The following is a 26,912-nucleotide window of genomic DNA, read 5'->3' as shown; positions in this document are numbered from 1 at the left end:
AGCGCTTACATGCAAAATGCAAGCGCTTACATATTTGCTTTCATAAAGCCCCCATTGCGTCTACACTTATAGGCAAATGCAAATGGCAGGTTTGAGAATGTCAAAACTTCGAACGGCACCGACGCTGGATGATGTTGCCAAAATGGCCGGAGTTTCGACCGCAACCGTGTCGCGCTGTCTGAACTCTCCTGACCGGGTGGTCGAAGCGACGCGCCAGCGGGTTCAGTCTGCTGTGGATGCGCTGGGGTATATGCCCAACTTTGCCGCGCGGGTGATGGCGGCCAAACGCAGCCTGACCATCGGCGCCATCATCCCAACCATGGAAAACGCGATCTTTGCCCGTGGTCTGCAGGCGTTTCAGGAAGAGTTGCACGCACACGGATACACGCTGCTGGTCTCAAGCTCGGCCTACAAACCCGAGATCGAGGAAGAACAAATCCGAACCCTCATCGCGCGCGGGGCGGACGCGTTGCTGCTGATCGGCCATGACCGCGACCCGCAGATTTATCAGGAGCTTGAGCGCCGGAAAATCCCCGCCCTGATCGCGTGGTCGTTTCTGCCGGATGCGCAATTGCCGTCGGTCGGGTTTGACAACCGCGCCGCCATGGCTGAGCTGGCAGATCGTGTGATCGGGCTGGGGCACCGACGGATCGGGGTGATCTCGGGCATTCGCGAGGGCAATGATCGCGCGCGGCTGCGGATCAAAGGGATTGAGGATGCGATCTTTCGCCACGGCATGTCATTATCGGACCTGACAATCATCGAAACGCCCTATGAAATCGAAAACGGCACTGCGGCGTTTGACACATTGATGTCGCAGGGCGTTCGGCCCACCGCGATTCTGTGCGGCAACGATGTTCTGGCCGTGGGGGCCCTGCATCGGGCACGCGAACTGGGGCTGAGCGTGCCGCGCGATGTGTCCATCACCGGGTTCGACGATATTGAGCTGGCACGCATTGCCTTACCTGCCCTGACAACCGTTCACGTCCCGCACCGCGAAATGGGGCGCAGGGCGGCAATAGAGCTGACCTCGATGCTGGAACAACGCTCTGACGGGGCCGGAGCGCGCTTGACCACGCATATTGTCGACCGTCAATCGCTCGGGCCGCCGGCCACGCCCTAGGCGGCCTCGGCCTCCATAGTGCGGAAATCGGTCCTCAGCCAGTTATGACTATTCCCCATCGGATCGGTAAAGTGTTGCCGGATCAGCTGAGTCATCACCTTCTGGATCAGTTTTGAGGTCGTCTCGGGATACACCTCGGTCGTGAACAGCGATACCGTTCGCACAAAGTTGCGCCCCGGAAACGGGATGGCCTTGACGCTGTCATGGAACCGTTGGGCGCGGTGGAAACAGGCGGCGGTTGTAATCGCCCAGCCACTGCCCTCGGCCACCAGCCCGATGATCGAGTGGTTGCACTCCATCTCGAACCGGTTGGGCAGGTTGTATTTGCTGCGGGTCAGCTGAATCTCAATCTGTTTGCCGATCATGTAGTCGCGCGAATAGCGCAGCAGGGGCAGTTCCGCGTCGGGTTTGAGCAGATCCTCGGGCGCGCCTTGGTAAGCGTTGGGCAAAATCACGATGAACGGATCGCGCATCAGCGGGTATTCGATCAGCCCTTCGGTCCGTTCCGATGGGCGCGTGGCTACCCCGGCATCCAGCTTATGTTCCTGAAGATTGGCGATGATTTCATGGCTGGGGCGGGTGTAGTGGCGAAAGCTGCAGCGCGGCAGGGCCTGCGCCAGAAAGCGGAACAGATCTGGCGCGATCTGGTTGTCGAAATCATCGATCAAGGCCAGGCGCAGATCGGTTGCATGTTGCCAGTTGCCTGACCGTATTTCAGCCTCGCCCCGCTTCAACACGGTCAGCCCGTCGCGCACATAGCGGGCGAAGACTTCGCCCGCAGGGGTCAGGCCCATTGGTCGGCGTCCGTGATCGACCAGTTCGACCCCCAGCGCGCTTTCAAGGCTGCGCAGGTGATTGGACACGGTACTGATCGACAACCCGGTTTCGGAGGCGACTTGTTGAATTGATCCCGATTTGGCGACCAGCCGGAACACTTCCAGCCAGCGCAGGCTAAGAGATTTCGACACGTGCCCCACCCATTGTTTCGATTTCTTCGAAACGGAGCCAAGCAGAGTTTTTGGCCTGCGGCAATGGGGAACTTGGTCCGAGGGGTGGAAATCAGGCTCTCACCCGTTCAAATCCGGGGTCATAAGGGGATGGGGGAATGACCGTGGCGCGCACCATCTGGCCGCAGGAATCCAGCTCGATTTCAGTTCCGACCTCGGCCAAAGCCGGTTCCACAAAAGCATGCGCAAGGTTCAGGCCGGTTCGATGCCCCCAATCGCCCGAGGTGACAGTGCCGACCACCTGACCGCCCCGCATAAGTGACGCGCCGGGATGGGCGGGCCGTTGAGTTGCGTGAACCTGCAAGGCGACCAGCTTTTTGCGCGGGCCTTCGGCGTGCCGTTTCAGCAGCGCATCGCGCCCGATGAAATCGCCCTTGTCCAGCTTCACAAAGCGCGCCAGACCGGTTTCAAAGGGATCGAACTCCGTGATCAGGTCTGACTTCCAGTGCAGAAAGCTCTTCTCCATCCGCATGGACTCGACCGCGCGGGCGCCAAACAGTTTTAGCCCGTGCGCCTCGCCTGCCTGCCGAAGCGCCAGATGGGCCGCGTAAAGCGAGGCGTTGGGGACATGAATCTCATAGGCAAGTTCCCCGGAAAAGCTGACAGCCATCACCGTGGCCGGGGCAAACCCGACATAGCATTCGCGCAGGCTGAGCCATGGGAAGGCCTCCGCCGACCAGTCGCCGCGCGCGCAGGCCGACAGAACATCGCGGGATTTGGGGCCAGCAAGGATCAGGATGGTCTGGTCATTGGTCAGGCGGCGCAGTTGCACGTCTTCTCCGGCGCGGATATGGCAGGTCAGCCAGTCCATGTCATGGAATTCACTGGCCGCCGCCGACCCATACCAGACCCTCTCGGGGCCTCTGTCACTGGCGGGCAAGTTGGCTACCGTCGCCTCGGCCTTGATCATGCCTTGGTGGTTCAGCAGATAGCCCAGACCAACGCGACCGCCCCGCCGCGTGACGCTGCCACAGACCATCCGATCCAGAAAACTGTGCCGGTCCGCGCCAGTGATCTCAATCCGGTTAAATCCGTTGACCTCGGCCAGCCCGACGCCATCGCGAACATTGGCAACCTCAGCCGCGATCAGATCAAAGGTTTCGTCAAAATCGAAACTGAGCGACGGCGTGAATTCGGACGAGGGCTTGATGTAGTCCACCCTCTCCCACCCGTTGACCACCGTGAACTCGGCGCCCTCAGCCGCCAGCACCGACGTCAGAGGCGTCGTCTTCGCCGGTCGCCCGGCAGGGCGATGTTCATGGGGAAAGTGAAAGCGGAACTCGTTCTGATAGTCTTCGATGGCTTTCAGCGCGGTCAGTTCCACATTCGCATGACCGGTGAACCGACGTGGATCAAGGCACCATGTGTCATAGCACGCCTCGCCATGCACGATCTGCTGCGCCAGCAGCCAGCCATGCCCACCGCCTTCGCCAAGACCCGCCCGCAACCCGATGATGCAGAACGCATTGCGCTTGCCTGGGATCGGCCCGACCAAAGGCGCACCGTCGATCGTATAGGTGATCGGGCCGTTGACCACGGTGTGAACACCGACCTCCATCAGGGCGGGCATGCGGGCAAATGCGCCCTCCAGCACGTCGGTCACCCGATCCAGATCATCGGGGCAGAGCGCATTGACGAAATTCGGATCGATCCCGTCCATGCCCCAGGTCTTGCAGTTCTGTTCGTAGAAGCCCAGCAGCAGCCCGTTCTTTTCCTGCCGACAGTAATAGTCGCTGATCGGGCAGCGCAGCAGAGGCATGCGGTGACCCGCATCGCGGATGGCCGGGATTTCCTCAGTCAGGAAATACTGATGCTCCATCGAGGCGACGGGATGATGCACCCCCATCATCGCACCGACCTCATTCACGCGGTATCCGCAGGCATTGACCACAACATCGCAGTCAATATCGCCATGTTCGGTATGCACGGTCCATGTGTCGTCGCTGTGTTGGGTCAGGGCCGTGACGGGCGTGTTGCGATAGACCTCGGCCCCGGCATTCCGGGCGCGGCGGGCCAGAGCCTGACACAGCTGCGCCGGGTCGATATCGCCATCCAGCGGGTCCCAAAGCCCCCCGATCAGGTTGTCGGTCGAAATCAGCGGGTGCCGTCGCGCGCATTCCTGTGCATCGATCACCTCAAAATGCACGTCCATTCCACGCGCCATCGAGGCGAAGTGTCGATAGCCCTGCATCTGTGCCTCGGTATTGGCCAGACGGATACCCCCATCGCCGTGGTGGTAATTGATCGGATAGTCGGGATCTTCGGCCAGTTCCTTATACAGCCGGATCGAGTGTGACTTCAGCCCCACCATCGTCTGGTTCATGCCGAAATTCGTCACCTGCGCCGCAGAATGCCATGTCGTGCCCGAGGTCAGCTCATTGCGTTCCACCAGAACAACATCTGTCCACCCTTCCTGCGTCAGGTGGTACAGGGTTGAACACCCGGCGATCCCTCCACCGATCACAACGGCTTTGGTGCGTGACTTCATTGGCTCTGCTCCCTTTGGTCTGCCGCCAGTTTTGCGTAACAACAAAGCGATGCGACAACAGGGGCGTGGCCTGTGTGGAAAAATCGAAACTGCGATTGAGGATTCTGAAATTCGCACTTCGCCTTTGCCGAGCGCCCAATTTGCCGCTTAGGCTTTGCCTGACGAACACTTGGAAAGGGGCAGGATGGCAACGGAAGGCAGCAAACGCAGCGGTCGCAAAGCACGCCACGCCCAGCGTGCGGCCAAACCTGTGGTCGATCCCTGCCCACCGGGCCAAAAGGGGGGCGCATTCAAACCGCTGACAGTGCAAGAGCTGGAACACATCTTTGAAACCGCCCTGCGCCTTTTGGAAACGCTGGGCATGGGCAATGTGCCGGACCGTCTGGCCGCCGATCTGCGGGCCGCAGGCGCGCAGCCTAGGGATCAAGACAGGCTGGTCTTCCCACGTGAAATGGTCCAGCGATCCATCCAGACGGCGGCCAAGACCTTTACCTTTCATGGGCGGGATGAGGCGCGCTCGATCCAGGTGGGGGGCGACCGCGTGTATTTTGGCACCGGGGGCGCGGCGGTTCAGACGCTGGATATGGATACGGGGCTGTATCGCCCGTCGACCCTGGCCGATCTGCACGACTTTACCCGTCTGCAGGACACGCTGCCCAATGTCAGCTGGTTTACACGCTGCTGTGTGGCCACCGATGTGCCTGATGTGCGCGATCTGGACATCAACACGGCCTATGCGCTGGTGCGCAATACGACCAAACCGGTGGCGACCTCATTCACGCTGGCCGAAAACGTGGCCCCCATTGTTGAGATGCTGGACATCGTTGCCGGAGGGCCGGGTGAATTTGCCAAACGTCCTTTCCTGAAGGCCCATATCAGCCCGGTGATCTCTCCGCTGCGCTATGGCGAGGACGCGGTGGATGTGGTCTATGAATGCTTGGCCCACAATATCCCGATGTCCTGCATCACTGCCGCGCAGGCGGGGGCAACGGCACCTGCAACGCTGGCCGGGTTTCTGGCGCAGTCTTTAGCCGAAACGCTGGCCAGTCTGGTGATGGTCAACACCATCCAGCCGGGCTTTCCCATGGTGTTTTCGAACTGGCCCTTTGTCGTGGACCTGCGCACCGGTGCCTTTGCGGGCGGCAGTGGTGAGACCGCCATTCTGAACGCGGCATCGGCCCAGATCATCAACTGGCTCGGCCTGCCATCCGGGGTGGCCGCATCGATGACAGATGCCAAAGCAATTGACGCGCAATACGGGGTGGAAAAGGCCATGACCTCTCTGGCTGCGGCACTGGCAGGGGGGAACCTGATCTATGAAAGCTCGGGCATGACGGCGTCGCTGCTGGGGGCCAGTTTCGAAGGCTTTGTGCTGGACAACGAAATGCACTCGCACACCTACCGGGCCTTGCGCGGGATTGAGGTGACCGAGGAAAATCTGGGCTTTGAGGCGATATGCCAGTCCGTTCTGGGGGATGGGCACTTTCTGGGCAGCGCTCAGACCTATGAGGCGATGGAGCGGGATTACTTTTATCCGGCAATTGCCGACAGAAATGCACCGCGCACCTGGCAGGAAGAGGGGGCAACCGACGCGTGGACCGCGGCCCGGGAACAGGCCAGGGACATTCTGGCCACCCATCACCCCACCTATCTGACACCCCAGCAAGACGCCGAGATCCGCGAACGGTTCAACATCTTGATCTGAGGACCTCGGTCATTCCCAAGCGGCATTTCTGCCGTTAGGCTCGCGTCAGGACAAGGGCAGAGGCACCATATGACCAACGCGTTTTTTCAGCCGGTTTCGGCGATGGATCTGGCCCGGTTTGCGGGCATCCCGACCTTCATGCGGTTGCCGGGCATGACGCTGGATCATGACCGCATTGCCGAGGTCGAGCTGGGCCTGATCGGCATCCCCTGGGATGGCGGCACCACCAACCGCCCCGGCGCACGCCACGGGCCGCGCCAATTGCGCGATTATTCGACAATGATCCGTGCGATGAACCCTGTGACGGGTGTTGCGCCGTTTTCGATGGTCAATTGCGCCGATCTGGGGGATGTCGCACCAAACCCGGTGGATATTGAGGATACGTTGAATCGGGTGACGAGCTTTTACACCGACCTGCACGCGCGCGGCATTGCACCGCTAACGGCTGGGGGCGATCACCTGACCACCCTGCCCGTCCTGCGGGCGTTGGCTAAATCCGGGCCGCTGGGTCTGATCCAGTTCGACAGCCATACGGACCTGTTCGACACCTATTTCGGCGGGCATAAATTCACCCATGGCACCCCGTTCCGGCGCGCGGTCGAAGAAGGGCTGGTGGACCCCAAACGCTTTGTCCAGGTTGGCATTCGCGGCACCGCATACAACACCGAGGATGTCGAATGGGGCGAGGCGCAGGGCATCCGCATCATCCGCATCGAAGAGCTGTTCGACAGGGGCATCCACGACGTGATGGCCGAGGTGCGCACCATTGTGGGCACCAAGCCCACCTATTGCACCTATGACATCGATTTTGTGGACCCGACCTTTGCCCCCGGCACCGGTACGCCCGAAATCGGCGGACCGAACAGTTTTCAGGCCCAGCAGGTGATCCGCCAGATGGCCGGCGTGAATCTTATCGGCGCCGATCTGGTTGAGGTCGCGCCCCCGTTTGACCTCGAGGGCGGCACCGCTTGGCTGGGGATTTCGCTGATGTTCGAACTGCTCTGCGTTCTGGCGCAAGCCGTGGAGGCGCGCCGCTAACGGACGTTTTCGGCAATCATCGAGATCATTTCGAACATCACCGCCGCAGCGGTCAGGGCGGTGATATTGTTGGGGCTGTCCTTGGTGGGCATCATGCAAACCACGTCTCCGCCCACGATATTCAGCCCGCGCGCGGCCCGCAAAATTCCCACCGCCTCGTCAATGTCGAACCCCTTCTCGCCCGGTTCCAGATTGGACACCGCAGGCGCGATAGTCGGGTCAAGGCAATCCAGATCGAAGGTGATATAGACCGGACGATCACCCAGCACCTCGCGCGTCTGCGCCACCACGTCCTCTAACCCGCGTTGACGGAATTCGCGCATGGTGACGATGTTATAGCCATAGTCGTAAGACGGTTGCAGCCAGTCCAGACTGCGCGGGTGGCCCCGCAGCCCGATCTGCATCGACCGCGTGGGATCAACCTGCCCCTGATCGGCCAGATACGCGCCCCAATGGGCCGCTGATTTTTTGGCCCCCAGAAAGTGATCGACTTTGGTGAACACATCCGTATGGGCATCCAGATGCAAAAAGCTGATCGGCTCACCCCCGGCCAGTTGGCCCCGCCCCAGCGCTTGCACGATGCCGCCGGTGATCGAATGATCGCCACCTGCCGACACAGGCCGCGCGCCTGTTGCGTCGATGTCTTTATAAAAGGCTGTGATACGCTCGATACAATCCTCATTGTCATTCGCACGTGGGAAGGGCACATCGCCCACATCTGCGATCTTGGCGCTGCTCCAGGGGTCAATTTCAAACACAGAATGCACGCGGCGTTGCACGGCCGAGACATGGCGCAAGGCGCGCGGGCCAAGATGCTGATCCCGCTCGGTCGTGCCGTTGCCGGTGGAATGGGGCACCCCGACCAAGGCGATGTCCTGCCCCTCGGGGCCGGTATTGGGACAGCGGAACAGGGTCGGTATGCCCCACCAGTAAAGATTGTCCATCATCGACTGTTCGTACCGGTCGGCCATCTGCACCCCCTTCAATAAAAAACGCCCCCGGCTGGCGGGGGCGTCTGTGTTCAGATTTTCTCGTCTTCTCGCCGGAAGGCACCCTGCACGATCCGGTCGATGACCATGGCACAGAACAGGATGGCAAAGCCGCCCAGCAGGCCCGGACCCTTGGCCGCGTATTGCAGCGCCTCAAGGATTTCCTTGCCCAGACCGCCGCCGCCGATAAGCGAGATGATCACAACCATCGACAGACACATCAGGATGGTCTGGTTGACCCCCGTCATGATCGAGGGTAGCGCCAACGGGATTTCGACATCCTTCAGCAACTGCCATTTTGAGGCGCCAAAGGCCACGGCGGCCTCTTTGATGCTGTCGGGCACCCCGCGCATCCCAAGCGCGGTCAGACGAATGACCGGCGGCATCCCAAAGATGATCGTCGCCAGAATACCCGGCGGGTTGCCGGTGCCAAAGAACGCGATGATCGGGATCAGATAGACGAACGCAGGCAGCGTTTGCATCAGGTCCAGCACCGGCTCCGCCGCGCGGTAGGCGCGCTGGGATTTGCCGAACCAGATGCCCAACGGAATGCCGAACACCACGCATAACAGCACCGCAGCACCAACCAGTGCCACCGTCTCCATCGCCACATCCCAATAGCCAAGCAACGCGATATAGGCCAGGGACGAGGCGGTAAAGATCGCCACCCGTGGCCCTGCTGCGCGCCATGCGGTCACGCAGATCACCAGCATCACAACCGGCCACGGCGACCCGATCAGGGCAATCGTCAGCGCATCCAGAACCGAGCGGACCCCCGCCACGATCCCGTCAAACACATCGCCCCCCGCAAGGGCGGCGGCGTCGATCTGCGCCTCCATCCAGCTGGCAATATTGGAAAACAGCGTGCCTTGCCCTTCGCCAAGGATCAGGGCCGAGACCTCTTTTTCGGGAAAGGCGTCCAGCATCGCAAGCGAGGCGTTGACGGTGAATTTATAGATGATCAGGGGCGCAATTGCGGCCACCAGAACAGCACCCAGAACGGTGTTGCGCGTGGACCGGCCGCTTTCGGTGCTGTCGGGGTCGATACGCCATCTGGAATACTGTTTCTCGTAGATACGATCCGCGTAGAATCCCTGTATCAATTTAAACACCACAAGCATCACCAAACCGGTCAGCATGATCCCCGTGGCCTCGGATTGTGCGGCTGCCGCCCGTTCCAGGCTGGTATCGGCTGCCTTTTGGATGTTTTCGGCAAGGCGCGTGAACCGGTCGATATCCGACTGCTCGGTCGAATTGGCCGCCCGTTCCAAAAGTTCCGCGGCGCGGTCCAACTGGCCCGCGGCCCGGTCCGAAAACTCGGCGCCCGGATTGCCCCAGGCGCCGCGCCCGATCTGCACCCAGGCGATGATCTCAAGGATCAGGAACGCCCAGAACATCCCCCAGATCGCACGCGAAGCGGACCAAAGCGGCCCCAGCACCGCGGCCCAGGTGTTGAACGTATTGGGCACCGCGCTGGTCGCGTCATGGATTTTGTGGAAGGCGTTTATGTAGTAGTCACCGTTCGGCCCGGCGAACTCTTGAATCGAGCTGTCCAGCGCGTCGCGGTCGACCTCGATATCGGAGGCCGCTGTTACTTGTACTTCGGCGGTTGCATCAGTCATTTTTGCCCCCCTGAATTCCGCGCAGCAGGCGTGGTTTGGTCACGACGCCCACGTCGCTGCCCGCATCCGTTATGACAACTGGCAAATCAGTTCCCACAGCCAGATCGATCAACTGATCCAGATCCGATCCTTCATCCGCACGCGGCGCACCGTCGAGCGGCCCGGAATAGCTGCCGATCGGTTCCATGATCGAATGCGCCTTGACCAGTTTGAGCTTTGAGATGCCCTGAACAAACTCGCGCACGTAATCGTCCGCCGGGTTCATCACGATGTCTTCGGGCGTGCCGATCTGGACGATCACACCGTCCTTCATGATTGCGATCCGGTGGCCGATGCGGATGGCTTCGTCCAAATCGTGGGTGATGAACAAGGTGGTCTTTTGCAGTTGCGCCACAAGCGCCTTGAACTGATCCTGCAATTGCAGGCGGATCAAAGGGTCCAGCGCCGAGAATGGCTCATCCATCAGCAGGATTTCGGGGTCCGAGGCCAGCGCGCGGGCAATGCCAACCCGCTGTTGCATGCCGCCGGACAGCTCTTTGGGCAGGCGATCCTCGTAACCCGTCAGGTTCACAAGGCCGAGCGCATGATCCGACACCGCCCATCGTTTGGATTTCGATATTTTTCGGATTTCCAGAGGATAGGCCACATTGTCCCGAACGGACCGGTGCGGCATCAGCGCCATATGCTGGAACACCATCCCGATCTGCTGGGCCCGGATGCGGCGCAATTCATTCTCGGAGATTTTCGAGACGTCGTGGCCCAGAATCTCGATCTTGCCCGCCGTCGGCTCGATCAGCCGGTTGACATGGCGCACCAGAGTCGATTTGCCCGACCCCGACAGGCCCATAATGCAGAAAATCTCTCCTCTGGGGACTTCGAAGGTCGCGCCTTGTACGCCGACCACGCAATTGAATCTTTCAAGAACTTCGGGTTTGCCAATTCCCTCTGCCCTTACGGCTGCCATGGCTTCTTCGGCGCGCGCACCGAAAATCTTCCAGACATTTTCTAGTTTTACGACTGGTTCGTCCATATGTCCCTCATCAGGCGGAGTTTCGCCCGCAGATAAGAAAAGGGCCGCCGCGAGGGGTCGCGGCGGCCCGGCTATCTGCCATTTAGTTGGTTAGCCAGTTGATGACGGTGTCTTCGTTGGCATCCACCCACTGACGGGCAAAATCTGCGGCTTCCACGTTGTCCACCGCCAGCGCCTTGCCCATCGCGCTCAGATCATCGCCACTCATCTGATAATTGCTGAACAGGGCAGCAACTTCGGGATAAGCCTCTTCCAGCTCTTTGGCGTAGTGCAGGTGCAATGTTGCACCGTTCCAGGCCGAAGACGCCTCGGACTTGGACAGCCAGTCCGGGTCGTCGGTCGGCTGCACAATCGTCCAGGTCGCCGGGTCATGCGGCGGCTCTTCCAGCACGGTCAGGTCCTGCGTGACAAAGATGTAATGCGGGCTGTAGCAGAACCCGATCCACGGATCGCCAGCCTTTGTGGCATTTGCCAGATTGGCATAGGCGATGGTTTCTTCATACTCGGTCAGGTCAAAGATCTGGTCATAGCCGTAGGACTTGGCCCGGATCTTTTCGACGACGGTCGACGCCCAGCCGGGTGCACCGATCCACACTTCGGGCGTGCCGTTTCCATCGGTGTCAAAGATCGCCATCTTGTCGGGATCGCTCAGGTCATCAATCGATTTGATGTCATACTGTTCCGCGATACTGGTCGGGACACACATGCCCTGCTCGGCCTGTACCGGATTCTGGTTCATCACGACCGTGCCGTTGTCTTTGACATAGGTGTCGTGCAGGTTTTGCTGGTTGGGCATCCAGACCTCGGGGTGCACATGCATCGACCCGCTGTCCATTGCCTCAAAAACAATCGGGTTGGTCCCGTTCTGCAGCTCAACATCCAGGCCGAGGTTTTCCTCGATCACCACCTCAAGGATATGCGCTGTCGCGTTGACCGAGGCCCAGTTCGGCACACCGATCACAATATCCGCCGCCAGTGCCGGTCCAGCGATCGCCACGGATGCGCCTCCTAAAAGCGTTGCAATTTTCTTCATCTGATATCTCCATGTTGGTGGTCTTTAGTGCTGTTTTTTGATCCAGGCCGGACCGTTACGCACCTTTTGGTATTCTGAGGAAAGTCAGAGCTTTCCTTGTTTTTTCGGCCGCAGGCAACAAGCGCCGGATGGCTCGAAAATTGAAGCATGCCGGTATGCCGCGCATCAAGTGTCTGGCGCAACAAACTGAAGCATCCGGTATTATCGTAGTTTAGTTTTGGCTTTTTGCAAATTGCGCGTGATCACTCAGCCCGACAGGACAACCGCATCTGCAACGGCTTGTACGTTGCGCAGTAGGATTTTTTGACAGGGATTGCTGTTGTCAAAGGCGACCAAAAACGGTCCCCGGCACCCCGCAATTTGTCAATTCTGCAACAAAAGCTTCACCGAACTGTCACAGGCCCCGCGTAGGTGCCCTCCTGTGCACAAACCGTGCATTGCGTCCGGGTTTACCCCCGTTTGCATCAGACTTTTCACGTTCAGCGGCCTGTCCCCTCGCACCGGCCTGTCTGCCAATTGTCGGGGCTGCTCCCGAACCGGAGGATCAAAATGACCAACTTCAAACTCAGCGCAACTGCTGCTGCCGTCGCCTTTTCCGCGACCGCCGCTTTTGCCGAAACCGAAATCACCTGGTGGCACGCGATGGGCGGTCAGCTGGGTGAAACCGTCAACAAAATCGCCGAGGATTTCAACGCCTCGCAGGACGAGTACAAGATCACTCCGGTCTACAAGGGCAGCTACGAAGAGACGCTGACCGCAGGCATCGCCGCCTTCCGCGCCGGTGAACAGCCCCACGTCATGCAGGTGTTCGACGCCGGTGCCGCCACCGTGATCGGTGCCAAGGGCGCGACCATCCCGGTTCAGGACCTGCTGGCCAACAATGGCGTTGATTTCGACATCAACGACTATATCACCGGCGTGCGCTATTTCTATGCCGACAGCGACGGCAAGATGATCGGCATGCCCTTCAACTCATCGACGCCGATCCTGTACTATAACGTCGACGCGCTGGAAGCCGCTGGTGTCACCCCGCCGAAAACATGGGAAGAGTTCCAGTCGACCACCGCCCCGGCGCTGAAAGACGCAGGCTACATTGCGCTCAGCCAGTCGCACCTGCCCTGGATCTTCACCGAAAACTTCATGTCGCGCCACGACCTGCCGTTCGCCACCAACAACAACGGCTATGACGGCATCGACACCCAGATTCTGGTCAACAACGATGCCATCAAGGCGCATTTCACCGCCGTGACCGAGTGGAAAGACAACGGCATGTTCGAATGGTATGGCACCGGCTGGGGTGACAACCAGAAGCCGTTCGAAGAAGGCAAAGTGGCCATGTGGCTGGGCTCGTCCGGCTCCTTTGGCGGTCTGCTGCAAAAAGACCTGCCGTTCGAGTTCAGCGCGACCGAGCTGCCCTATTGGGAAGCCGTCACCGCCGAGCCCACGCAAACCTTCATCGGAGGTGCCGCCCTGTTCGCCATGTCCGGCAAATCGGACGAGGAAAACAAGGCAACGGCCGAATTCTTCCGCTTTCTGACCGCGCCCGAGACCCAGTATTTCTGGCATCAGGAAACCGGCTATGTTCCGATCACCGAGGCCGCCTATGAGGCCGCCAAGGCCGATGGTCACTATGATCGTTTTCCGGCTGCCGAAGTTGGTGTCAACCAGCTGCAGGCCAAAGCGGGCGACAACACCAAAGGGTACCGCATGGGCTTTTACGTCCAGATCCGCGACATCATGAACCGCGAATATGGCCGTATCCTGACCGGTGAAACCGATGTCGAGACCGCCTTTGAAACAATCGAAAAAGAAGCCAACGAGCTGCTGGCCCGCTTTGGCAAAACCCAGGGCTAATCCCCGGGATCACCCCAAGGATGGTCGCGCCTTCGGGCGCGGCCATCGCTCTTTTTTCGGACTGGACCACTCATGAAACGTGCGGGCTTTGACACGATCTGGCTGCCTGTGGCGCTGTTGCTGCCGCAGTTGATGATCATCGCCATCTTCTTTTACTGGCCTGCGGGCTGGGCCTTGCAATCGTCGTTCTTTCTGCAGGACCCGTTCGGGTTCGGGTCGACCTATGTGGGCGCAGAAAACTATACCTCGCTGCTGGGCAATGATCAGTACAAACGCATCGCCTGGTTCACGATTGTCTTTTCCGTTCTGGTCACATTCTTCTCGCTGGCCATCGCGCTGCTGCTGGCGGTCAAGGCCGACAAGGTGATCCGGGGGGCCAAGACCTATCGCACCCTGCTGATGTGGGTCTATGCCATTGCCCCGCCGGTCGCAGGCTTTCTTGGCATCCTGTTTTTCGACCAGAGCACCGGCCCCATGACCAAGTTCTTTCAGATGTTCGGCTGGGATTTCAAACTGGGTGTGGACTATAACGCGACGGCGACCGCGATGATTATCGTGTCGGTCTGGAAACAGATACCGGTCAACTTCATCTTTTTCCTCTCGGGCCTGCAATCCATCCCACGATCCGTGCGCGAGGCGGCGATGATCGACAACCGCTCGGCCACCGGGCGGTTCTGGCAGGTGACCTTCCCGCTGCTGGCCCCCACCGCGTTTTTCCTGCTGATCATCAACATCACCTACGCGCTGTTCGACACCTTCGGCGTAATCGATGCGCTGATGAAGGGTGAGCCGGGCAACAACCCGATGACGCTGGTTTACAAGGTCTATCTGGACGGGTTCCGGGGCAATGACCTTGGCGGCTCATCCGCGCAATCGGTGATCCTGATGGTGCTGGTGCTGATCCTGACGGTGTTTCAGTTCCGCCTGGTGGAACGCCGGATACACTATACCTGAGGGCTTTGGACATGGCTGAGACAACACTCGACACCCCCACCGTGGCCCGCCGCCCCCGTCGCATCAAATGGGAGGCGATTGGCGACCACACCGTCCTGATCCTTGGCGCGCTGCTGATGATGTTGCCGCCCTTGCTGGCGCTGATCACGGCCAGCCATGACGCGGTGACCATTCACCGCGAAGGGCTGCAACTGACGCTGGGCGACGATCTGGGCAAGAACTTCCACGCCGCGATGTTCGAAAAGGGCGGGTTCACCCAGACGGTGGATGGCACGCTGATGCTGATGAACTCTTTCATTCTGGGCATCGGTTTTGCGGTGGGCAAGATTATCATCTCGATGATGGCGGCTTATGCCATCGTCTATTTCCGCCTTCGGTTTGCGACGCTGGCCTTCTGGGTGATCTTCACCACGCTTCTCTTGCCGCTTGAGGTACGTATTCTGCCATCCTACGAGGCGATCCAGAAACTGGGCCTGACCAACACCTATACCGGCCTGATCGTCCCGCTGATCGCATCGGCAACCGGCACGTTCTTTTTCCGGCAGTTCTTTATGTCGGTCCCCGAGGAACTGGCCGAGGCCGCCCGCATCGACGGCGCGGGTCCGTGGAAGTTCTTTGTCGACATCCTCGTGCCGCTCAGCAAGACAATGATCGCGGCGATCTTCATCATCATGTTTGTCTTTGGCTGGAACCAGTATCTGTGGCCCACGCTGATCACCACTGATGAGAGCTTTTTCACCCTTGTCCGCGGCATCAAGCAGATCGTTCTGACCTTCACCGACAGTCAGATCCCCGATTACGGACAGGCCCTGATGCTGGCCATCGTGGCAATGATCCCCCCGGTGGCGGTCGTGGTCTTTTTCCAGAACTGGTTCGTCAAGGGCCTTACAGAATCCGACAAATAAGGAATACGCGCATGGCTCAGGTCACATTAGAGGGCATCCGCAAGGTTTATCCCAACGGCTTTCACGCGGTTGAGACCACCAGTTTCACCATTCAGGATGGCGAGTTCGTCGTGCTCGTCGGTCCCTCGGGCTGTGGCAAGTCCACCCTGCTGCGGATGATCGCGGGGCTGGAAGAGATCACCGAAGGGGTGCTGAAAATCGGCGACCGGGTGGTCAATGACGTGGACCCGGCGGATCGCGACATTGCGATGGTGTTCCAGAACTATGCTTTGTACCCGCATATGACCGTCCGCAAGAATATCGGCTACGGGCTCAAGAATCGCGGCACCCCGGCCGCCGATATCGCAGCCAAGGTCGAAGACGCCGCCCGGATGCTGAATCTGACCGAGTATCTGGACCGCAAACCGGCGCAGCTGTCGGGTGGTCAGCGTCAGCGCGTAGCCATGGGCCGCGCAGTGGTGCGCGATCCGGCCCTGTTCCTGTTTGATGAGCCGCTGTCCAACCTTGACGCCAAGCTGCGCAACCAGATGCGGATTGAGATCAAGGCCCTGCAACGCCGCCTTGGCACCACCGCCGTCTACGTGACCCATGATCAGGTCGAAGCGATGACGATGGCCGACCGCATCATTGTTCTGAACGCGGGCCGGATTGAGCAGATCGGCACCCCGTCCGAGATTTACCACAACCCGGCCTCGACCTTTGTCGCCTCGTTCATGGGGGCCCCGCCGATGAATCTGATCGAGGCTGAGGTGGACGATGCGCAGGTTCGGCTTAACGGCTACGATGGGCTGATGCCCGCACCGGGGTCCTATGCCGGGCCCGTGACCATGGGCATCCGCCCCGAAGATGTCGCGCTGGACGCGCAGGGCAATATCCCCTTCCGCGTGGACATTCTGGAAGAATTGGGGGCCCACCGCCTGCTGCACGGGGCCATCGCCGATCAGCCCTTTACGGTGATGGTCGGCAAGGATGAACACGTCCAGACCGGCGAAACCCGTGTGACCCTCAGGCCCGAAGCCCTGCGGCTGTTCGATGCGGAAACGGGACGAACCCTGTGATCACTGATGTTTTGAACGCCTTGCCCGCCGTCACGCCGGATCAGCGGCAAGCGATCGTCTCCGCCCCCCGCACGGCTGAGGCGCATCGCGAGCTTCTCGCCATGCTTCCCGCCATGAATGCCGTGCAACTGGGGGGCGCAGCCTCGGCCACCCAACTGCCTGACCAGTTCACCGTAGCTGCCTGGAATGTGGAACGTTGCCTGTTTCCCGAAGACACCGCCGCCCATCTGAGCCAGATCGCCCCGGATGTGGTTCTGCTGTCCGAGGTTGATCACGGTATGGCCCGCACCGCGCAACGCCACACAACCCGGGATATGGCGCACGCATTGGGTATGACCTATGCCTTTGGCGTCGAATTCCACGAACTTGATCTGGGCGGCGCGACCGAGCGCACATTCTGCACCGATGATTTCAACGCTCTGGGCTGGCACGGCAATGCCATCCTGTCGTCGGCCCCGTTCGAGCGGACCGCCCTGATCCGTCTGGACGACCACGGTCACTGGTTCGTACCCGAGGCCGGCGCGACCGATCCCGGCCAGCCCCGCGTAGGCGGACGGATGGCGATTGCTGCTGTTGTGCCCACTGTGTCCGGCCCCGTCTGTGTGGTGTCCACGCATCTGGAAAGCAACGCAGACGCCGCCCACAGACACGCCCAATTCGGGCTGTTGCTGCACGAGATCAACCGGTTTGCCCCCGGAATGCCGGTGCTGATCGGTGGTGACCTCAACACCGGAAACCACATTCCGCCCGATTTTGACTGGCGACGGGAAACCCTGTTCAAACTGGCAGAAGATCAGGGCTATTCCTGGGAGTTCACGGCCCCCGGCGATACCACACGGCCCAGTCTGATCACCCCCCACCCCGAGCGGAAGATGAAACTGGATTGGCTGGCGGGGCGTGCGCTCAAACCGCTCGGATCGGGTATTTTGACGTCCATCCCGGCCTCTGGAACGCCACTGTCGGATCACGATTGTGTCTGGGCCACAGTTTCCGTCAAAGGCGACTCAGCGCCGCTTTGAATGGCAGGCAAATGGAAAGGCGGCCCATTGCGGGCCGTCATCCTGTGGCAAACCCGAACCTACCGTGACTGTTTGCGCGCACAAACCCTAACAGATGCGTGATATTTGCCGTGTTTTCCCACGCAGCCTTTGCCATTCGGCTATTCTCGTTCCAATGCTGTAACAGCTGAAGCTTTCAGGAGAAACGATGCGCGTCAGCGTCGGCATTGCTGTTTCTGTTCTTGTGGCCCTGTTCATCGGTGTGTCCACGGTCATTGTGCATACCCTGTGGTGGACAACGGCGCGTGACAACAGCCGCATGCTGGCGGCTGAGATCAACAGCCAGATCGTCAATACGGTGCGCATCGAAGTTGGCGCAACCCTAAGGTCCGCCGAGGCCGCATGGTCGGCTGTGCGCACGATCTTTGTTCAAAACGTGATCGCAACGCGCCAAGCTGATAAGCGCGAGTTTGTGTTTCTGTCGCAATTGCAGGCGCAGCCTAATATCTCGTGGATTTTCTTTGGCTGGCCCGATGGGAATTTCTTTGCCTCGCATCGTCTGGGGGATGCCGGGCTTGAGATGATCGAGATCGACAAGGACATCCGCGCGCGCCAGTTGCGCACCGACCGTTACATCTTCATCCCCGGCGATATCCAGTTCGAAGAACGCAGCTTTGAAGACACCGCTTATGATCCCCGTGAACATGCGTGGTTCGGAAATTTCATCGGCCTGAACTCGCCCGGCTGGATCGAGGCGTTTGGCCTGCCCGGCAGCAACAAGACCGTCTACGCCTATGCCGGCCCGATTGACGTCAACCGCGGGCGGCAGGGCGTTCTGGCTGTTGCAATTGAAACGGACCGACTGTCGCGTTTTCTGGCCAGCCTTCACCCGGGTGAGTTCGGTGCGGCCTATATCCTTGATGCCGACGGCAAGGTGATCGCGGTCCCTGATGCCCTGGCGGATGAAACCACCCCCGCCCGCATGGGTGAGGGCGAGCTGTACGAGGCCGCCATGATCTCGGGCGAACGTCTGTTGGGGGATGCCGGGCGCAACCCTTCGGGCGGCGCGACCACACGCGTTGTGATTGATGGCGTGCCATATGCGGTGGCACTGTCACCGCTTGGGTTCTACGGCTGGCGGGTGGCGACCGTCATTCCGGAATCGGCCTTTTTGTCCGGCATCGACAAGACGCTGATCAACTTGCTCTACATCCTGATTGCCGTCGTGCTGGCAGCAACAGGGATGGCGATCTGGTTGGTGCGCAGGGTTGTCGCCAACCCGCTGGCGCGCATTGCCGAAGACCTCAGCAAGATCGAGCGATTTGATGTTGAGCGGATTTCGCGCAGACCATCAAAGCTTTCGGAACTGGCCAACCTCTCGGCCGCCACAGCCAGCATGGCAGCGGGGCTGTCGGCGTTCCGCAAATACGTCCCCACCGATCTGGTGCGCATGCTGGTCGCCGAGGGTATCAAGACACAGCCCGGCGGCGACATGAAGCAAATCTCGGTCCTGTTTTGCGACGTTACGGGCTTTACCGGAATCTCGGAAAAACTGGGCCCCAGAATTGTCCAGCTGATGGAGCCGTTCTTTACCACCGCTTCCGCCGCCATCGAACGCCACGACGGCACCATCGACAAGTTCATGGGCGACGCGGTGATGGCCTTTTGGGGTGCCCCGCGTCAGGATGATGAACATGCCGTCAATGCCTGCCGGGCGGCGCTGGACCTCGTCAAATCCGTGGCCGAGGCCGGGGTCACCGATGGGTCGGGCGGGCCGCTGCAACTGCGGATCGGGGTGAACAGCGGTGAGGCTCTGGTCGGCAATATCGGTTCGGAACAGCGATTGAACTATACCGCGATTGGCGATGCGGTGAATGTCGCCAGCCGTCTGGAAGGCGCAAACAAGGTCTTTGGCACCCGCATCCTGATCGGCCCCGAAACCCGCCGAGATGCCGGGGATGCCATCATCGTGCGTGAACTGGATACGGTAAGCGTCGTGGGCCGCCAGGAACCGCTGGTCGTTTATGACCTGATTGCGATGGCCGATGAATTCGACGGCTCGACAGATTGGATTGACTTTTACGAGCAGGGTTTGAAGCTCTACCGCAACAGGCAATTTGAGCAGGCGCTCAAATCCTTCGATGCCGCCGATCACGCCTGCGGCGGAGACCCGGCCTCAGCCGCGATGCGGGACCGCATTCAAGAGCTGATGCAAACTCCGCTGCCAGAGGATTGGCGCCCGGTTACAAATACGGACAAAACCTGACAGACCCCCTGCCCCGGGGCACGTCTGTCAGCAATGCAATGCCGTGAAAAAGCCGCGCCTAGCCCTGGTCCAGCCGGTTTCGGTTATGGGACAGGCTCAGGATATCGCGGCGGCTGTAGTGTCCTGCCGGATCCAGTTTCAGCCGGGCCGAGGTCACGGCGTCCACATCGATATCGGCATATAACATGACCTCCTCCCCCACCGCCGGACCGGCAAGCAAAGCGCCGCCGGGGGCCGCAATCATGCTGCCGCCATCGTTGATCACATCCCGCCCCTCGGTCACATATTTCCGCAGCGGGAAACTGTCGGGAATATCGGCGCTGCGCAGCAGGCCTGAGACGGATACCACGTAAACCCGCCCCTCCATCGCGATGAACTGGGTAATGTGATCGGTGACATCCAGATCGCCGGGCCATGTCGCGATGTGCAACTGTTCGCCCTGCTGATACAGCGCCTGCCGCGCCAATGGCTGCCAGTTTTCATAGCAATTGAGACCGCCGATCCGGACCCCTTTCCAATCCTGCACCGTCAGCCCATGGCCGTCACCATCGGCCCAGAGCAAACGCTCGTGAAAGGTGGGTTTCAGCTTGCGATGCGCGTTCACCACCCCCTTGTCCGGCAGGATGGTGACCAGCGTTGCGTAGACCGACCCGCCCGAACCCGAGCGTTCGACAATTCCGGTCATCACGGCCACACCCAAGGCGGTCGCCTCGGCGCAGATGGCGGCGATTTCAGGGCCGTCGGTGGTGATGGCCGACTTCAGATAAGCCAGATGGCCGACCTTCAGCAGTTCATCATTGTGGGCTACAGCCGGCGCGCGCAGCCAGACGGGATAGCCTGACAGGAACACTTCGGGGAAAACGACCAGTTCTGCACCCTCAGAAGCAGCGGCCCGCAACAAGCCGATCAGCTTGTCGGTGGTGGCTTGCGGGTCAAGGAAAACCGGGGCGGCCTGAACCGCAGCTATCTTCATATTCTATGCTCCTGTCTGGGTCACGCCCACGTCGGACGCGTGGCGCTTTGTGCAACTCGGCTTAGCCCGGGTTGGCTGGCGCCTTGGCCATGTCATCACTGAGCGTACTCCAGGGCTGCGACGAATCGCACCAGATTTGAATCGTGGGCTTAACCCAACTGCTGTCCTCAAGGGTCCCCGCCTTGACCGCCGCCAGATTGTCGAACGCAGGCAGTTCCGTTGCCAGAGGTGAGCCGCACTTGTTGCAGAAATTCCGCGTCACCGGCTGACCCGAATCCCCATTGACGACATACTGAGTGAGACTGTCCCCGGTAAAGGTGATCGATGAGGTCGGCACCAGAACATTGGTGGAATAGCCGCAGCCGCTTTGTTTCTGGCAATCGGGGCAGTGGCAGACAACCATCATCGCCGGTTCTTCGGCGCTTGAGCTATAGGTGACCTGACCGCACAGGCAGCTTCCTTCGATCTTTGGCATTGGGTTCTCCTTGCTGGTTGGTGTTTTTCTTTCAGGCGGGTTTCTTGTGTCCTTGCATCAAATGGGCCGCGGATTGGTTGAACAGCGTTGCGTTCTGCTCGGCCGTGGCCGTGCCCGAGAATTGCGCGTCCTTGTGCAGATTGATCGCATCGATTACCGCCGGGCGCGTTTTGATCCGCTGACGCCACGCCGCGACGTTCGGGAAGGCGTCCAGCGACACGCCCAAAGGCTTGGCGATAAAGGCCCACGGGAAACACATCATGTCCACGATCGAATAGCGGCCCATCATATAGTCCCGCCCGTCGAGCCATGTTTCCATCACCGCCAGCGCGCGTTCGAACTCACCCTTGTAGCGTTTGTGAGAATAGGTCTGGCCCTCGGGGCTGTAATTGACGAAATGGCTCAGTTGCCCGCCCATCGGGCCCTGATTGGCGGCCTGCCAGAACAGCCATTCGTTAAAGGCGATACGTTCAGCCGGTGTTTGCGGCCCGAACTGGCCGGTACGTTCGGCCAGATACAACAGGATCGCGCCGCTCTCGAACACGGTTTGCAGACCGTGTGGCGCGTCGTGATCGACAATGGCAGGCATTTTCGCGTTGGGGCTGATCGCCCGGAACGCCGGCGTCAACTGGTCACCCGCACGCAGGTTCATCAGGACCGTGCGATGCTCCAGCCCGGTCTCGCCCAGCATGATCGCCACTTTCCAGCCGTTCGGCGTGGGAGAGTAATAGAAGTCGATCATGAGGCATCCGCCAGCTTGGCGGCCCCTGCCTCGGCCCGTACCTCATCCGTATGCTCACCCAGTTCCGGGGCCGGGCGCAGGTCGGTTGCGGGCGTGCCATGAAACACCGCCGCCGGGCGGGTCTGGCGCAAGCGGCCAGCCGTGGGGTGGTCATATTCCACAATCGTCCCGTTGGCCTGCAATTGCGGATGCTGGCGCATTTCGCGCCGGGTCAAAACCGGGGCGCAGGGCACACCAGCTTCTTCCAGCGCGGCCAGCAGAGCGTCCCGGTCCACGTCGCGCACAATGGTCTGAGTCAGCTCCAACCGCTCGTGTCGGTTAACGTCGCGCAGTTCGGTCGTCTTGAACCGTTCATCGTCCAGAATGTCGGGGCGACCGGTGGCATGCGCCAGTGCCTCCCAATGTTTGTTCTGCATGATCGAGATGCTGAGATAGCCGCCTTTCACCTGATAAATCAGATCGTGGAAAGACTGGCTTTCCTCTTTATCCATCTCGTCACCCACAAACGTGTGCCCGTTCATGTCCGAGGCCCACAGGAACGCCGCCACTGTGTCCAGCATCGACAGGGTCACCTTTTGCCCCTTGCCCGTGCGTTCACGCGCAAACAGCGCGGCGGTCACGGCCTGGCTGGCCTGCACGGCTGTCAGCTTGTCGGGCAGGATTGTGCGCACCAGACGCGGGCGGTCCTCATCCGATCCGGCCTGAACCGTGGTCAGCGCCGAAAGCGCCTGAATCAGCGGATCATAAACGGGTTTGCCTGCCAGCGGCCCATCAAAACCGAAACCCGAGATCGACATATAGACCAGACGCGGATTGAGGGCACTCAGCACCTCATAGCTCAGGCCCAGACGGTCCACGACGCCGGGGCGGAAATTCTGGATGAACACGTCTGCTTCCGACACCAACCGCTTGATCATCGCGATATCGTCTGGGTTTTTCAGATCGGCCACCACCGAGCGTTTGTTGCGGTTGTTGTTGAGGTAGGATGCAGCATGTCCGCCGCGCCTTGTCGCGACATGGCGGGTAAAATCCCCGTCCGCGCGTTCGATCTTGATGACGTCCGCACCCTGATCCGCCAGGATCATCGTGCTCATCGGGCCCGAGACGACGGCGCTCAGGTCAATAACCCGGACACCTGAAAGCGGTCCGTTTCGAACAAGGTCGTCGTTCTGTGTCATCGCCAAACTCCTGAGTTCCTTGCCCCAACGCTAAATGCCGCGCCTGTCCAAGCGTAGTGCAAAAATCTCAGGTACAGTTGAAAAAAATTCAGCCCGCGTGCCGCAGCAACCAATCGTGAAACCGTTTCAGATCAGACCGCATAGAGGTATTTGTTCGCACGACGTAATATGCCATTTGGTCCAAATCCGGCACATCAAACGGGGCCGCAAGCACACCCATATCCATCAGCGGATCGACCAGAGGCCGCCGCCCCAGCGCGATCCCCAGACCGTCCTGCGCGCCTTGTATCGTAAGCTCATAAGTTTCAAGATTATAGCGCTGTTCGGTATCGGGCAGGTCGATCCCACGCGCGGCGCACCACCGGTCCCATTCGCCATCAACCGTTGTGTTCACCAGAATGCGCTGCGATTTCAGGACTTCGACCAAGGGCATGCCCTTTGTCTCAGCCGCAAGGCTGCGCGACATCACCGGCACAATGGTTTCATGCAGCAGCGGCTGCGCAATGGCTTCGGGCCAGTCCCCGGTGCCGCGCCGAATAGCCAAATCAACGTTTTCGCGCTCCAGATCGACGACGCGTGTCGTTGTGACCAGATTGACCTCAAGATCAGGGTGGCTCCGCTCCAGACCGGCCAGCCGTGGCAACAGCCAGCCAGCCGCAAAGGACGGGGTCAACGTCAACGAGACGCGCTTGCGGCCGGGCATTGAGCGGATCGCCTCGGTCGCGCGCAGGATTTCCGCCATCGGGCCCTTGATCCGGTCGAAGAACTGGCTGCCATCGGGGGTCAGGTACAGCCGCCCCTTGCGGTTTTCGATCAGGCGCACGCCCAGTTCGGATTCCAGCGATTTCACCTGATGACTGATCGACGAAGGCGACACGTTCAGCCGCGCCGCCGCCTGCACTGCACTGCCCGTCAGCGCCACTTCATAAAAGGATTTCAAACCGCCGAACGGCGGAAAGTAGTCTTGCGGACCAAAGGTTTTTTTCAACGACATTTCACCGTTTTATCCTGGAAAAAATCGTAACATACTGAGGCATCTACCTTGGAAAGGGCGCGCCATGCTGTCAATTTTATGCTTAGGGGTCGGCAAAGGCGCAACGAATTTTTTGACGGGCGAGCCCAGCACGGCCTATGTCCTGAAACGGGACGGAAACCCGGTTCTGCTGCTGGATTGCGGCGCGGGTGTGGCGCGGTCCCTCAGGTCGTTTGTTGGGGATGCACTGCCACGCCACATCTATATTTCGCATAACCATAACGACCATACTGGCGATCTCCCCGTCTACATGGCCATCCAGCATGGCCGAACCGGTCAGCCCATCACGTTCTTTGGCCACCCCAATGTACTGGATTTTGTCGCCCGACACCGTCTGCACGAACTCAGCTACGCGGATCACCCAGCTATGAGCATTGCCGAATGGAACGCGCCGGACGAGACCACCCCGCTTTCAGTCGCGGGTCTTAAGCTTGAGGTTTTGGAAACGCGCCATTCCTATCTTTGCTTTGGGTTCCTTGCCACAGATGCGGTCAGCGGGCATCCGGTGTTTGGCTGGACAGCAGACAGCGCGTTTGACCCAACGCTCTATGACCGGATCGCCACAGCGCCGGTGGCCATTGTGCATGGGCGGGCCGAGCACAGTGCCGACCATGCCTCATTCGATGAAATTGACGCATTCGCGGCCAAACATCCAAACACCCGGTTCTACGTGTCCCACTATGGCAGCTCAGATCATGTGTTCGGCAGCCCGAACGTGTGCCTCTTGAAAACCGGGACCGAGGTTGTGTTGCAGGAGTAATCCGTTGCGACCTATTCAGGCCCATCGCACACAACACCGCGCGCTTGCAAACCGTCGCGGATCACCTGTGCGCTTGCGATGCTGGGCATCGCGCGGGCCCATTCGCGTTCGAAGATCACAAGCATGTCCTTGGAAAACTCGGTGTTGACCTCAAAGACATGAGTGTTGAACGTGACCTCGGTCGCCTGGGTGGCGTAGGCAACGGCGATGTCACTGCCTGCCCAATCGCCGCACATCAGGGATGCAAAGCTGGTCAGGCTGACGGAATCCTCGGTCTTGGTGAACAGGCGCAATTCCACATCAGCCTGTGGGTCCTCAAGCCATTTCAACACATAGGCATAACGGTCCAGAACAAGCTGTGATCCGGTCGCAATGTCGTTGGTCAGCTTCTTGGCGTTGCACAGAATACGCGCCTCTGCCCCGGCGCGCAGCCGGGTGACAAAGGTGTTTGTGCGCGAATGCATCCGGGACATGACACTGTCGGACCATTCCGGCCAGTCCTCGGCGCCTACCACGCCTTTGAATTCATCCAGCGTGTCGGGCACAGCGGCATTCAGGTACTGATGCGTTGCAAACCCGTTGGTCAGCGAAGGTGTGATGAACCGAAACACATCCGTATGCTGTTCGAACTCATCCTGCATCCTCAGGTAATCGGGCCGTGCCGCACTGGGAAAAAATGTTCGCGCAACCCCGCCGGGCGTTGGCGTGAACCGGGTCGGTTTAGGGATTTGGCTAAGGAATTGCCACAAAGCCCGGAACGGGTCGCCATCTTCGTTGTCGGGATCCAGATCAAACGGCAGAAAGGTGATGCCCGCCTTGTCCTCCAATTCCGCCCGATCCGGGACCGAGGCAAGCGCACCGCTTTCAAGCAAGGCAAAATGGGGTCGACGATCAGCGCCGAGCGCATCCCCGGTTTCAATCAACAAATGACGATAATCCGGATCACCAAAGGAATACCCCATGAACAGGATCGAATGATCCTGCATGATCTGACGAAACAGCTTTGCAATCGTCTGGCCCAGCTGCGTTGTGACATCAAAAAGGCCCAGCGTGTCGGCCTGCCCCAGAACAATCGTGGGCGGGGCCGCCAGATCGCCGTTCAGCTTGAAGATCTTAGGCGCCTCGTCCTCATGAAAAAGCGAGTCCCGGTCGCTGAGCAATGCCCGCAGCGTATCGCCATCGCGATAGGTCAAAACCTCGGGCCGGGGGCGCACGATCTGATCCAGAACCCGGTCGTAATTCGTGGTCAGAAAGACCGGGAACTTCATCAGGTTCAGCATGACGTGGTGCTGAGAGGGGCGCGGGCGGGTGCTGCGCAGCAGATCGCGCACCATCAGGGTAAAGTCGTCCTGCGGAACCTCAGCACGCAGCAACATGGCCGCTGCCTTGAAATCCTCGGCTTCGACCTTTTGGGCAATGGCATCCCATATCTCGGGCGGGCGGGTGACACGCTTCTTGGCGGCGTCCACCATCAAGAGAATCAGCGCGCCATAGCCGGGCAGGCTGGTCTTACCGACAATCGCGCTGGACAGACCTGATCCGACCCAGGGCAGCAAACGGTTTTCCGCGTGGGCGGTTTTCAAAATCTCGGGCGGGTTGGGGACATTGAATTTGGATTCAGCCAAAGCGCCAATCCTCCCAGAGATTTTGCAAGGCGCGGCGACGGGCCATCTTTGCGGAC

General features: G+C 60.0%; 22 protein-coding genes. 10 read left to right on the top strand and 12 right to left on the bottom strand.

Annotated features, from left to right (window positions below; genetic code table 11):
- Positions 1 to 97: 97 nt before the first annotated feature.
- The gene (locus ACR0J5_RS14925) at positions 98 to 1,123 is read left to right on the top strand and encodes a LacI family DNA-binding transcriptional regulator (RefSeq protein ID WP_480654675.1); all 1,026 of its coding nucleotides are present in this window, start codon (positions 98 to 100) and stop codon (positions 1,121 to 1,123) included.
- Here the strand turns inward: ACR0J5_RS14925 and ACR0J5_RS14920 are convergent.
- Entirely contained in the window at positions 1,120 to 2,091 is a 972-nt protein-coding gene (locus ACR0J5_RS14920) for a LysR family transcriptional regulator (protein WP_480654673.1), read from the bottom strand. The two genes, ACR0J5_RS14925 and ACR0J5_RS14920, sit on opposite strands and share 4 nt — an antisense overlap.
- A 91-nt stretch (positions 2,092 to 2,182) precedes the next feature.
- A complete protein-coding gene (locus ACR0J5_RS14915) occupies positions 2,183 to 4,618 on the bottom strand; it encodes a GcvT family protein (RefSeq protein ID WP_480654671.1) in 2,436 nt (811 codons plus the stop codon).
- A gap of 184 nt (positions 4,619 to 4,802) precedes the next feature.
- Between ACR0J5_RS14915 and ACR0J5_RS14910 the strand changes: the two genes are divergently transcribed.
- Together ACR0J5_RS14910 and ACR0J5_RS14905 are read left to right on the top strand one after the other, a co-directional pair.
- On the top strand, positions 4,803 to 6,323 hold the full coding sequence (locus ACR0J5_RS14910; RefSeq protein ID WP_480654669.1) for a trimethylamine methyltransferase family protein: 1,521 nt from the start codon (positions 4,803 to 4,805) through the stop codon (positions 6,321 to 6,323).
- A gap of 69 nt (positions 6,324 to 6,392) precedes the next feature.
- A complete protein-coding gene (locus ACR0J5_RS14905) occupies positions 6,393 to 7,361 on the top strand; it encodes an agmatinase (protein WP_480654667.1) in 969 nt (322 codons plus the stop codon).
- On the opposite strand, the gene ACR0J5_RS14900 is transcribed toward ACR0J5_RS14905, so the two are convergent.
- The 4 genes from ACR0J5_RS14900 to ACR0J5_RS14885 form a co-directional block, all read right to left on the bottom strand.
- Positions 7,358 to 8,332, bottom strand: coding sequence for an arginase family protein (locus ACR0J5_RS14900; RefSeq protein WP_480654666.1), 975 nt, complete (start codon positions 8,330 to 8,332; stop codon positions 7,358 to 7,360). The two genes, ACR0J5_RS14905 and ACR0J5_RS14900, sit on opposite strands and share 4 nt — an antisense overlap.
- 50 nt (positions 8,333 to 8,382) lie before the next feature.
- Positions 8,383 to 9,972 carry an ABC transporter permease gene (locus tag ACR0J5_RS14895; RefSeq protein WP_480654664.1) on the bottom strand — a complete coding sequence of 530 codons (1,590 nt, stop codon included), beginning with the start codon at positions 9,970 to 9,972 and terminating at the stop codon, positions 8,383 to 8,385.
- Positions 9,965 to 11,002, bottom strand: coding sequence for a quaternary amine ABC transporter ATP-binding protein (locus ACR0J5_RS14890; RefSeq protein WP_480654662.1), 1,038 nt, complete (start codon positions 11,000 to 11,002; stop codon positions 9,965 to 9,967). Before ACR0J5_RS14890 ends, ACR0J5_RS14895 begins: the two co-directional genes overlap by 8 nt.
- Before the next feature lie 82 nt (positions 11,003 to 11,084).
- Positions 11,085 to 12,035, bottom strand: a complete 951-nt coding sequence (locus tag ACR0J5_RS14885) for an ABC transporter substrate-binding protein (protein ID WP_480654660.1) — start codon at positions 12,033 to 12,035, stop codon at positions 11,085 to 11,087.
- Between the two features lie 549 nt (positions 12,036 to 12,584).
- Here ACR0J5_RS14885 and ACR0J5_RS14880 point away from each other — a divergent pair.
- The 6 genes from ACR0J5_RS14880 to ACR0J5_RS14855 all read left to right on the top strand — a co-directional run bounded on the left by ACR0J5_RS14880 (position 12,585) and on the right by ACR0J5_RS14855 (position 20,070).
- Positions 12,585 to 13,889: an extracellular solute-binding protein gene (locus tag ACR0J5_RS14880; protein ID WP_480654658.1), complete on the top strand. Its 1,305-nt coding sequence runs from the start codon at positions 12,585 to 12,587 to the stop codon at positions 13,887 to 13,889.
- Between the two features lie 72 nt (positions 13,890 to 13,961).
- Entirely contained in the window at positions 13,962 to 14,843 is an 882-nt protein-coding gene (locus ACR0J5_RS14875) for an ABC transporter permease subunit (protein ID WP_480654656.1), read from the top strand.
- Between the two features lie 11 nt (positions 14,844 to 14,854).
- Positions 14,855 to 15,748, top strand: coding sequence for an ABC transporter permease subunit (locus ACR0J5_RS14870; RefSeq protein WP_480654654.1), 894 nt, complete (start codon positions 14,855 to 14,857; stop codon positions 15,746 to 15,748).
- An 11-nt stretch (positions 15,749 to 15,759) separates the two neighbouring features.
- The gene (locus ACR0J5_RS14865; protein ID WP_480654653.1) at positions 15,760 to 16,806 is read left to right on the top strand and encodes an ABC transporter ATP-binding protein; all 1,047 of its coding nucleotides are present in this window, start codon (positions 15,760 to 15,762) and stop codon (positions 16,804 to 16,806) included.
- On the top strand, positions 16,806 to 17,825 hold the full coding sequence (locus tag ACR0J5_RS14860; protein WP_480654713.1) for an endonuclease/exonuclease/phosphatase family protein: 1,020 nt from the start codon (positions 16,806 to 16,808) through the stop codon (positions 17,823 to 17,825). The genes ACR0J5_RS14865 and ACR0J5_RS14860 overlap by 1 nt, the downstream gene beginning before the upstream one ends.
- A gap of 187 nt (positions 17,826 to 18,012) precedes the next feature.
- Positions 18,013 to 20,070 (top strand): adenylate/guanylate cyclase domain-containing protein, encoded by a 2,058-nt coding sequence (locus ACR0J5_RS14855; RefSeq protein ID WP_480654651.1) that lies wholly within the window; start codon positions 18,013 to 18,015, stop codon positions 20,068 to 20,070.
- Positions 20,071 to 20,128: 58 nt separating this feature from the next.
- Here ACR0J5_RS14855 and ACR0J5_RS14850 read toward each other — a convergent pair whose 3' ends face one another.
- The 5 genes from ACR0J5_RS14850 to ACR0J5_RS14830 form a co-directional block, all read right to left on the bottom strand.
- A complete protein-coding gene (locus ACR0J5_RS14850) occupies positions 20,129 to 21,043 on the bottom strand; it encodes a carbon-nitrogen hydrolase family protein (protein WP_480654649.1) in 915 nt (304 codons plus the stop codon).
- A 61-nt stretch (positions 21,044 to 21,104) separates the two neighbouring features.
- The gene (locus ACR0J5_RS14845; protein WP_480654647.1) at positions 21,105 to 21,518 is read right to left on the bottom strand and encodes a GFA family protein; all 414 of its coding nucleotides are present in this window, start codon (positions 21,516 to 21,518) and stop codon (positions 21,105 to 21,107) included.
- A 31-nt stretch (positions 21,519 to 21,549) separates the two neighbouring features.
- Positions 21,550 to 22,260, bottom strand: a complete 711-nt coding sequence (locus tag ACR0J5_RS14840) for a glutathione S-transferase family protein (RefSeq protein WP_480654645.1) — start codon at positions 22,258 to 22,260, stop codon at positions 21,550 to 21,552.
- Entirely contained in the window at positions 22,257 to 23,438 is a 1,182-nt protein-coding gene (locus ACR0J5_RS14835) for a CaiB/BaiF CoA transferase family protein (protein WP_480654643.1), read from the bottom strand. Before ACR0J5_RS14835 ends, ACR0J5_RS14840 begins: the two co-directional genes overlap by 4 nt.
- An 88-nt stretch (positions 23,439 to 23,526) precedes the next feature.
- A complete protein-coding gene (locus ACR0J5_RS14830) occupies positions 23,527 to 24,432 on the bottom strand; it encodes a LysR substrate-binding domain-containing protein (protein WP_480654641.1) in 906 nt (301 codons plus the stop codon).
- Positions 24,433 to 24,496: 64 nt separating this feature from the next.
- On the opposite strand from ACR0J5_RS14830, the gene ACR0J5_RS14825 reads away from it, so the two are divergent.
- On the top strand, positions 24,497 to 25,231 hold the full coding sequence (locus tag ACR0J5_RS14825) for an MBL fold metallo-hydrolase (RefSeq protein WP_480654639.1): 735 nt from the start codon (positions 24,497 to 24,499) through the stop codon (positions 25,229 to 25,231).
- Positions 25,232 to 25,242: 11 nt separating this feature from the next.
- On the opposite strand, the gene ACR0J5_RS14820 is transcribed toward ACR0J5_RS14825, so the two are convergent.
- Positions 25,243 to 26,856 carry an SIR2 family NAD-dependent protein deacylase gene (locus tag ACR0J5_RS14820; RefSeq protein WP_480654637.1) on the bottom strand — a complete coding sequence of 538 codons (1,614 nt, stop codon included), beginning with the start codon at positions 26,854 to 26,856 and terminating at the stop codon, positions 25,243 to 25,245.
- Positions 26,857 to 26,912 lie beyond the last annotated feature (56 nt).

The sequence above is a fragment of the Ruegeria sp. BE1 genome (genome assembly GCF_056538885.1).
The sequence above is the reverse complement of the archived record's forward strand: the minus strand, read 5'-3'. Positions and strand labels throughout refer to the sequence as shown.

Coding starts and splice junctions, on each gene's coding strand:
- ACR0J5_RS14925 (WP_480654675.1), top strand. CDS start 98: ATGTCAAAACTTCGAACGGCACCGACGCTGGATGATGTTGCCAAAATG.
- ACR0J5_RS14915 (WP_480654671.1), bottom strand. CDS start 4,618: ATGAAGTCACGCACCAAAGCCGTTGTGATCGGTGGAGGGATCGCCGGG.
- ACR0J5_RS14910 (WP_480654669.1), top strand. CDS start 4,803: ATGGCAACGGAAGGCAGCAAACGCAGCGGTCGCAAAGCACGCCACGCC.
- ACR0J5_RS14905 (WP_480654667.1), top strand. CDS start 6,393: ATGACCAACGCGTTTTTTCAGCCGGTTTCGGCGATGGATCTGGCCCGG.
- ACR0J5_RS14900 (WP_480654666.1), bottom strand. CDS start 8,332: ATGGCCGACCGGTACGAACAGTCGATGATGGACAATCTTTACTGGTGG.
- ACR0J5_RS14895 (WP_480654664.1), bottom strand. CDS start 9,972: ATGACTGATGCAACCGCCGAAGTACAAGTAACAGCGGCCTCCGATATC.
- ACR0J5_RS14890 (WP_480654662.1), bottom strand. CDS start 11,002: ATGGACGAACCAGTCGTAAAACTAGAAAATGTCTGGAAGATTTTCGGT.
- ACR0J5_RS14885 (WP_480654660.1), bottom strand. CDS start 12,035: ATGAAGAAAATTGCAACGCTTTTAGGAGGCGCATCCGTGGCGATCGCT.
- ACR0J5_RS14880 (WP_480654658.1), top strand. CDS start 12,585: ATGACCAACTTCAAACTCAGCGCAACTGCTGCTGCCGTCGCCTTTTCC.
- ACR0J5_RS14875 (WP_480654656.1), top strand. CDS start 13,962: ATGAAACGTGCGGGCTTTGACACGATCTGGCTGCCTGTGGCGCTGTTG.
- ACR0J5_RS14870 (WP_480654654.1), top strand. CDS start 14,855: ATGGCTGAGACAACACTCGACACCCCCACCGTGGCCCGCCGCCCCCGT.
- ACR0J5_RS14865 (WP_480654653.1), top strand. CDS start 15,760: ATGGCTCAGGTCACATTAGAGGGCATCCGCAAGGTTTATCCCAACGGC.
- ACR0J5_RS14855 (WP_480654651.1), top strand. CDS start 18,013: ATGCGCGTCAGCGTCGGCATTGCTGTTTCTGTTCTTGTGGCCCTGTTC.
- ACR0J5_RS14850 (WP_480654649.1), bottom strand. CDS start 21,043: ATGAAGATAGCTGCGGTTCAGGCCGCCCCGGTTTTCCTTGACCCGCAA.
- ACR0J5_RS14845 (WP_480654647.1), bottom strand. CDS start 21,518: ATGCCAAAGATCGAAGGAAGCTGCCTGTGCGGTCAGGTCACCTATAGC.
- ACR0J5_RS14840 (WP_480654645.1), bottom strand. CDS start 22,260: ATGATCGACTTCTATTACTCTCCCACGCCGAACGGCTGGAAAGTGGCG.
- ACR0J5_RS14835 (WP_480654643.1), bottom strand. CDS start 23,438: ATGACACAGAACGACGACCTTGTTCGAAACGGACCGCTTTCAGGTGTC.
- ACR0J5_RS14830 (WP_480654641.1), bottom strand. CDS start 24,432: ATGTCGTTGAAAAAAACCTTTGGTCCGCAAGACTACTTTCCGCCGTTC.
- ACR0J5_RS14825 (WP_480654639.1), top strand. CDS start 24,497: ATGCTGTCAATTTTATGCTTAGGGGTCGGCAAAGGCGCAACGAATTTT.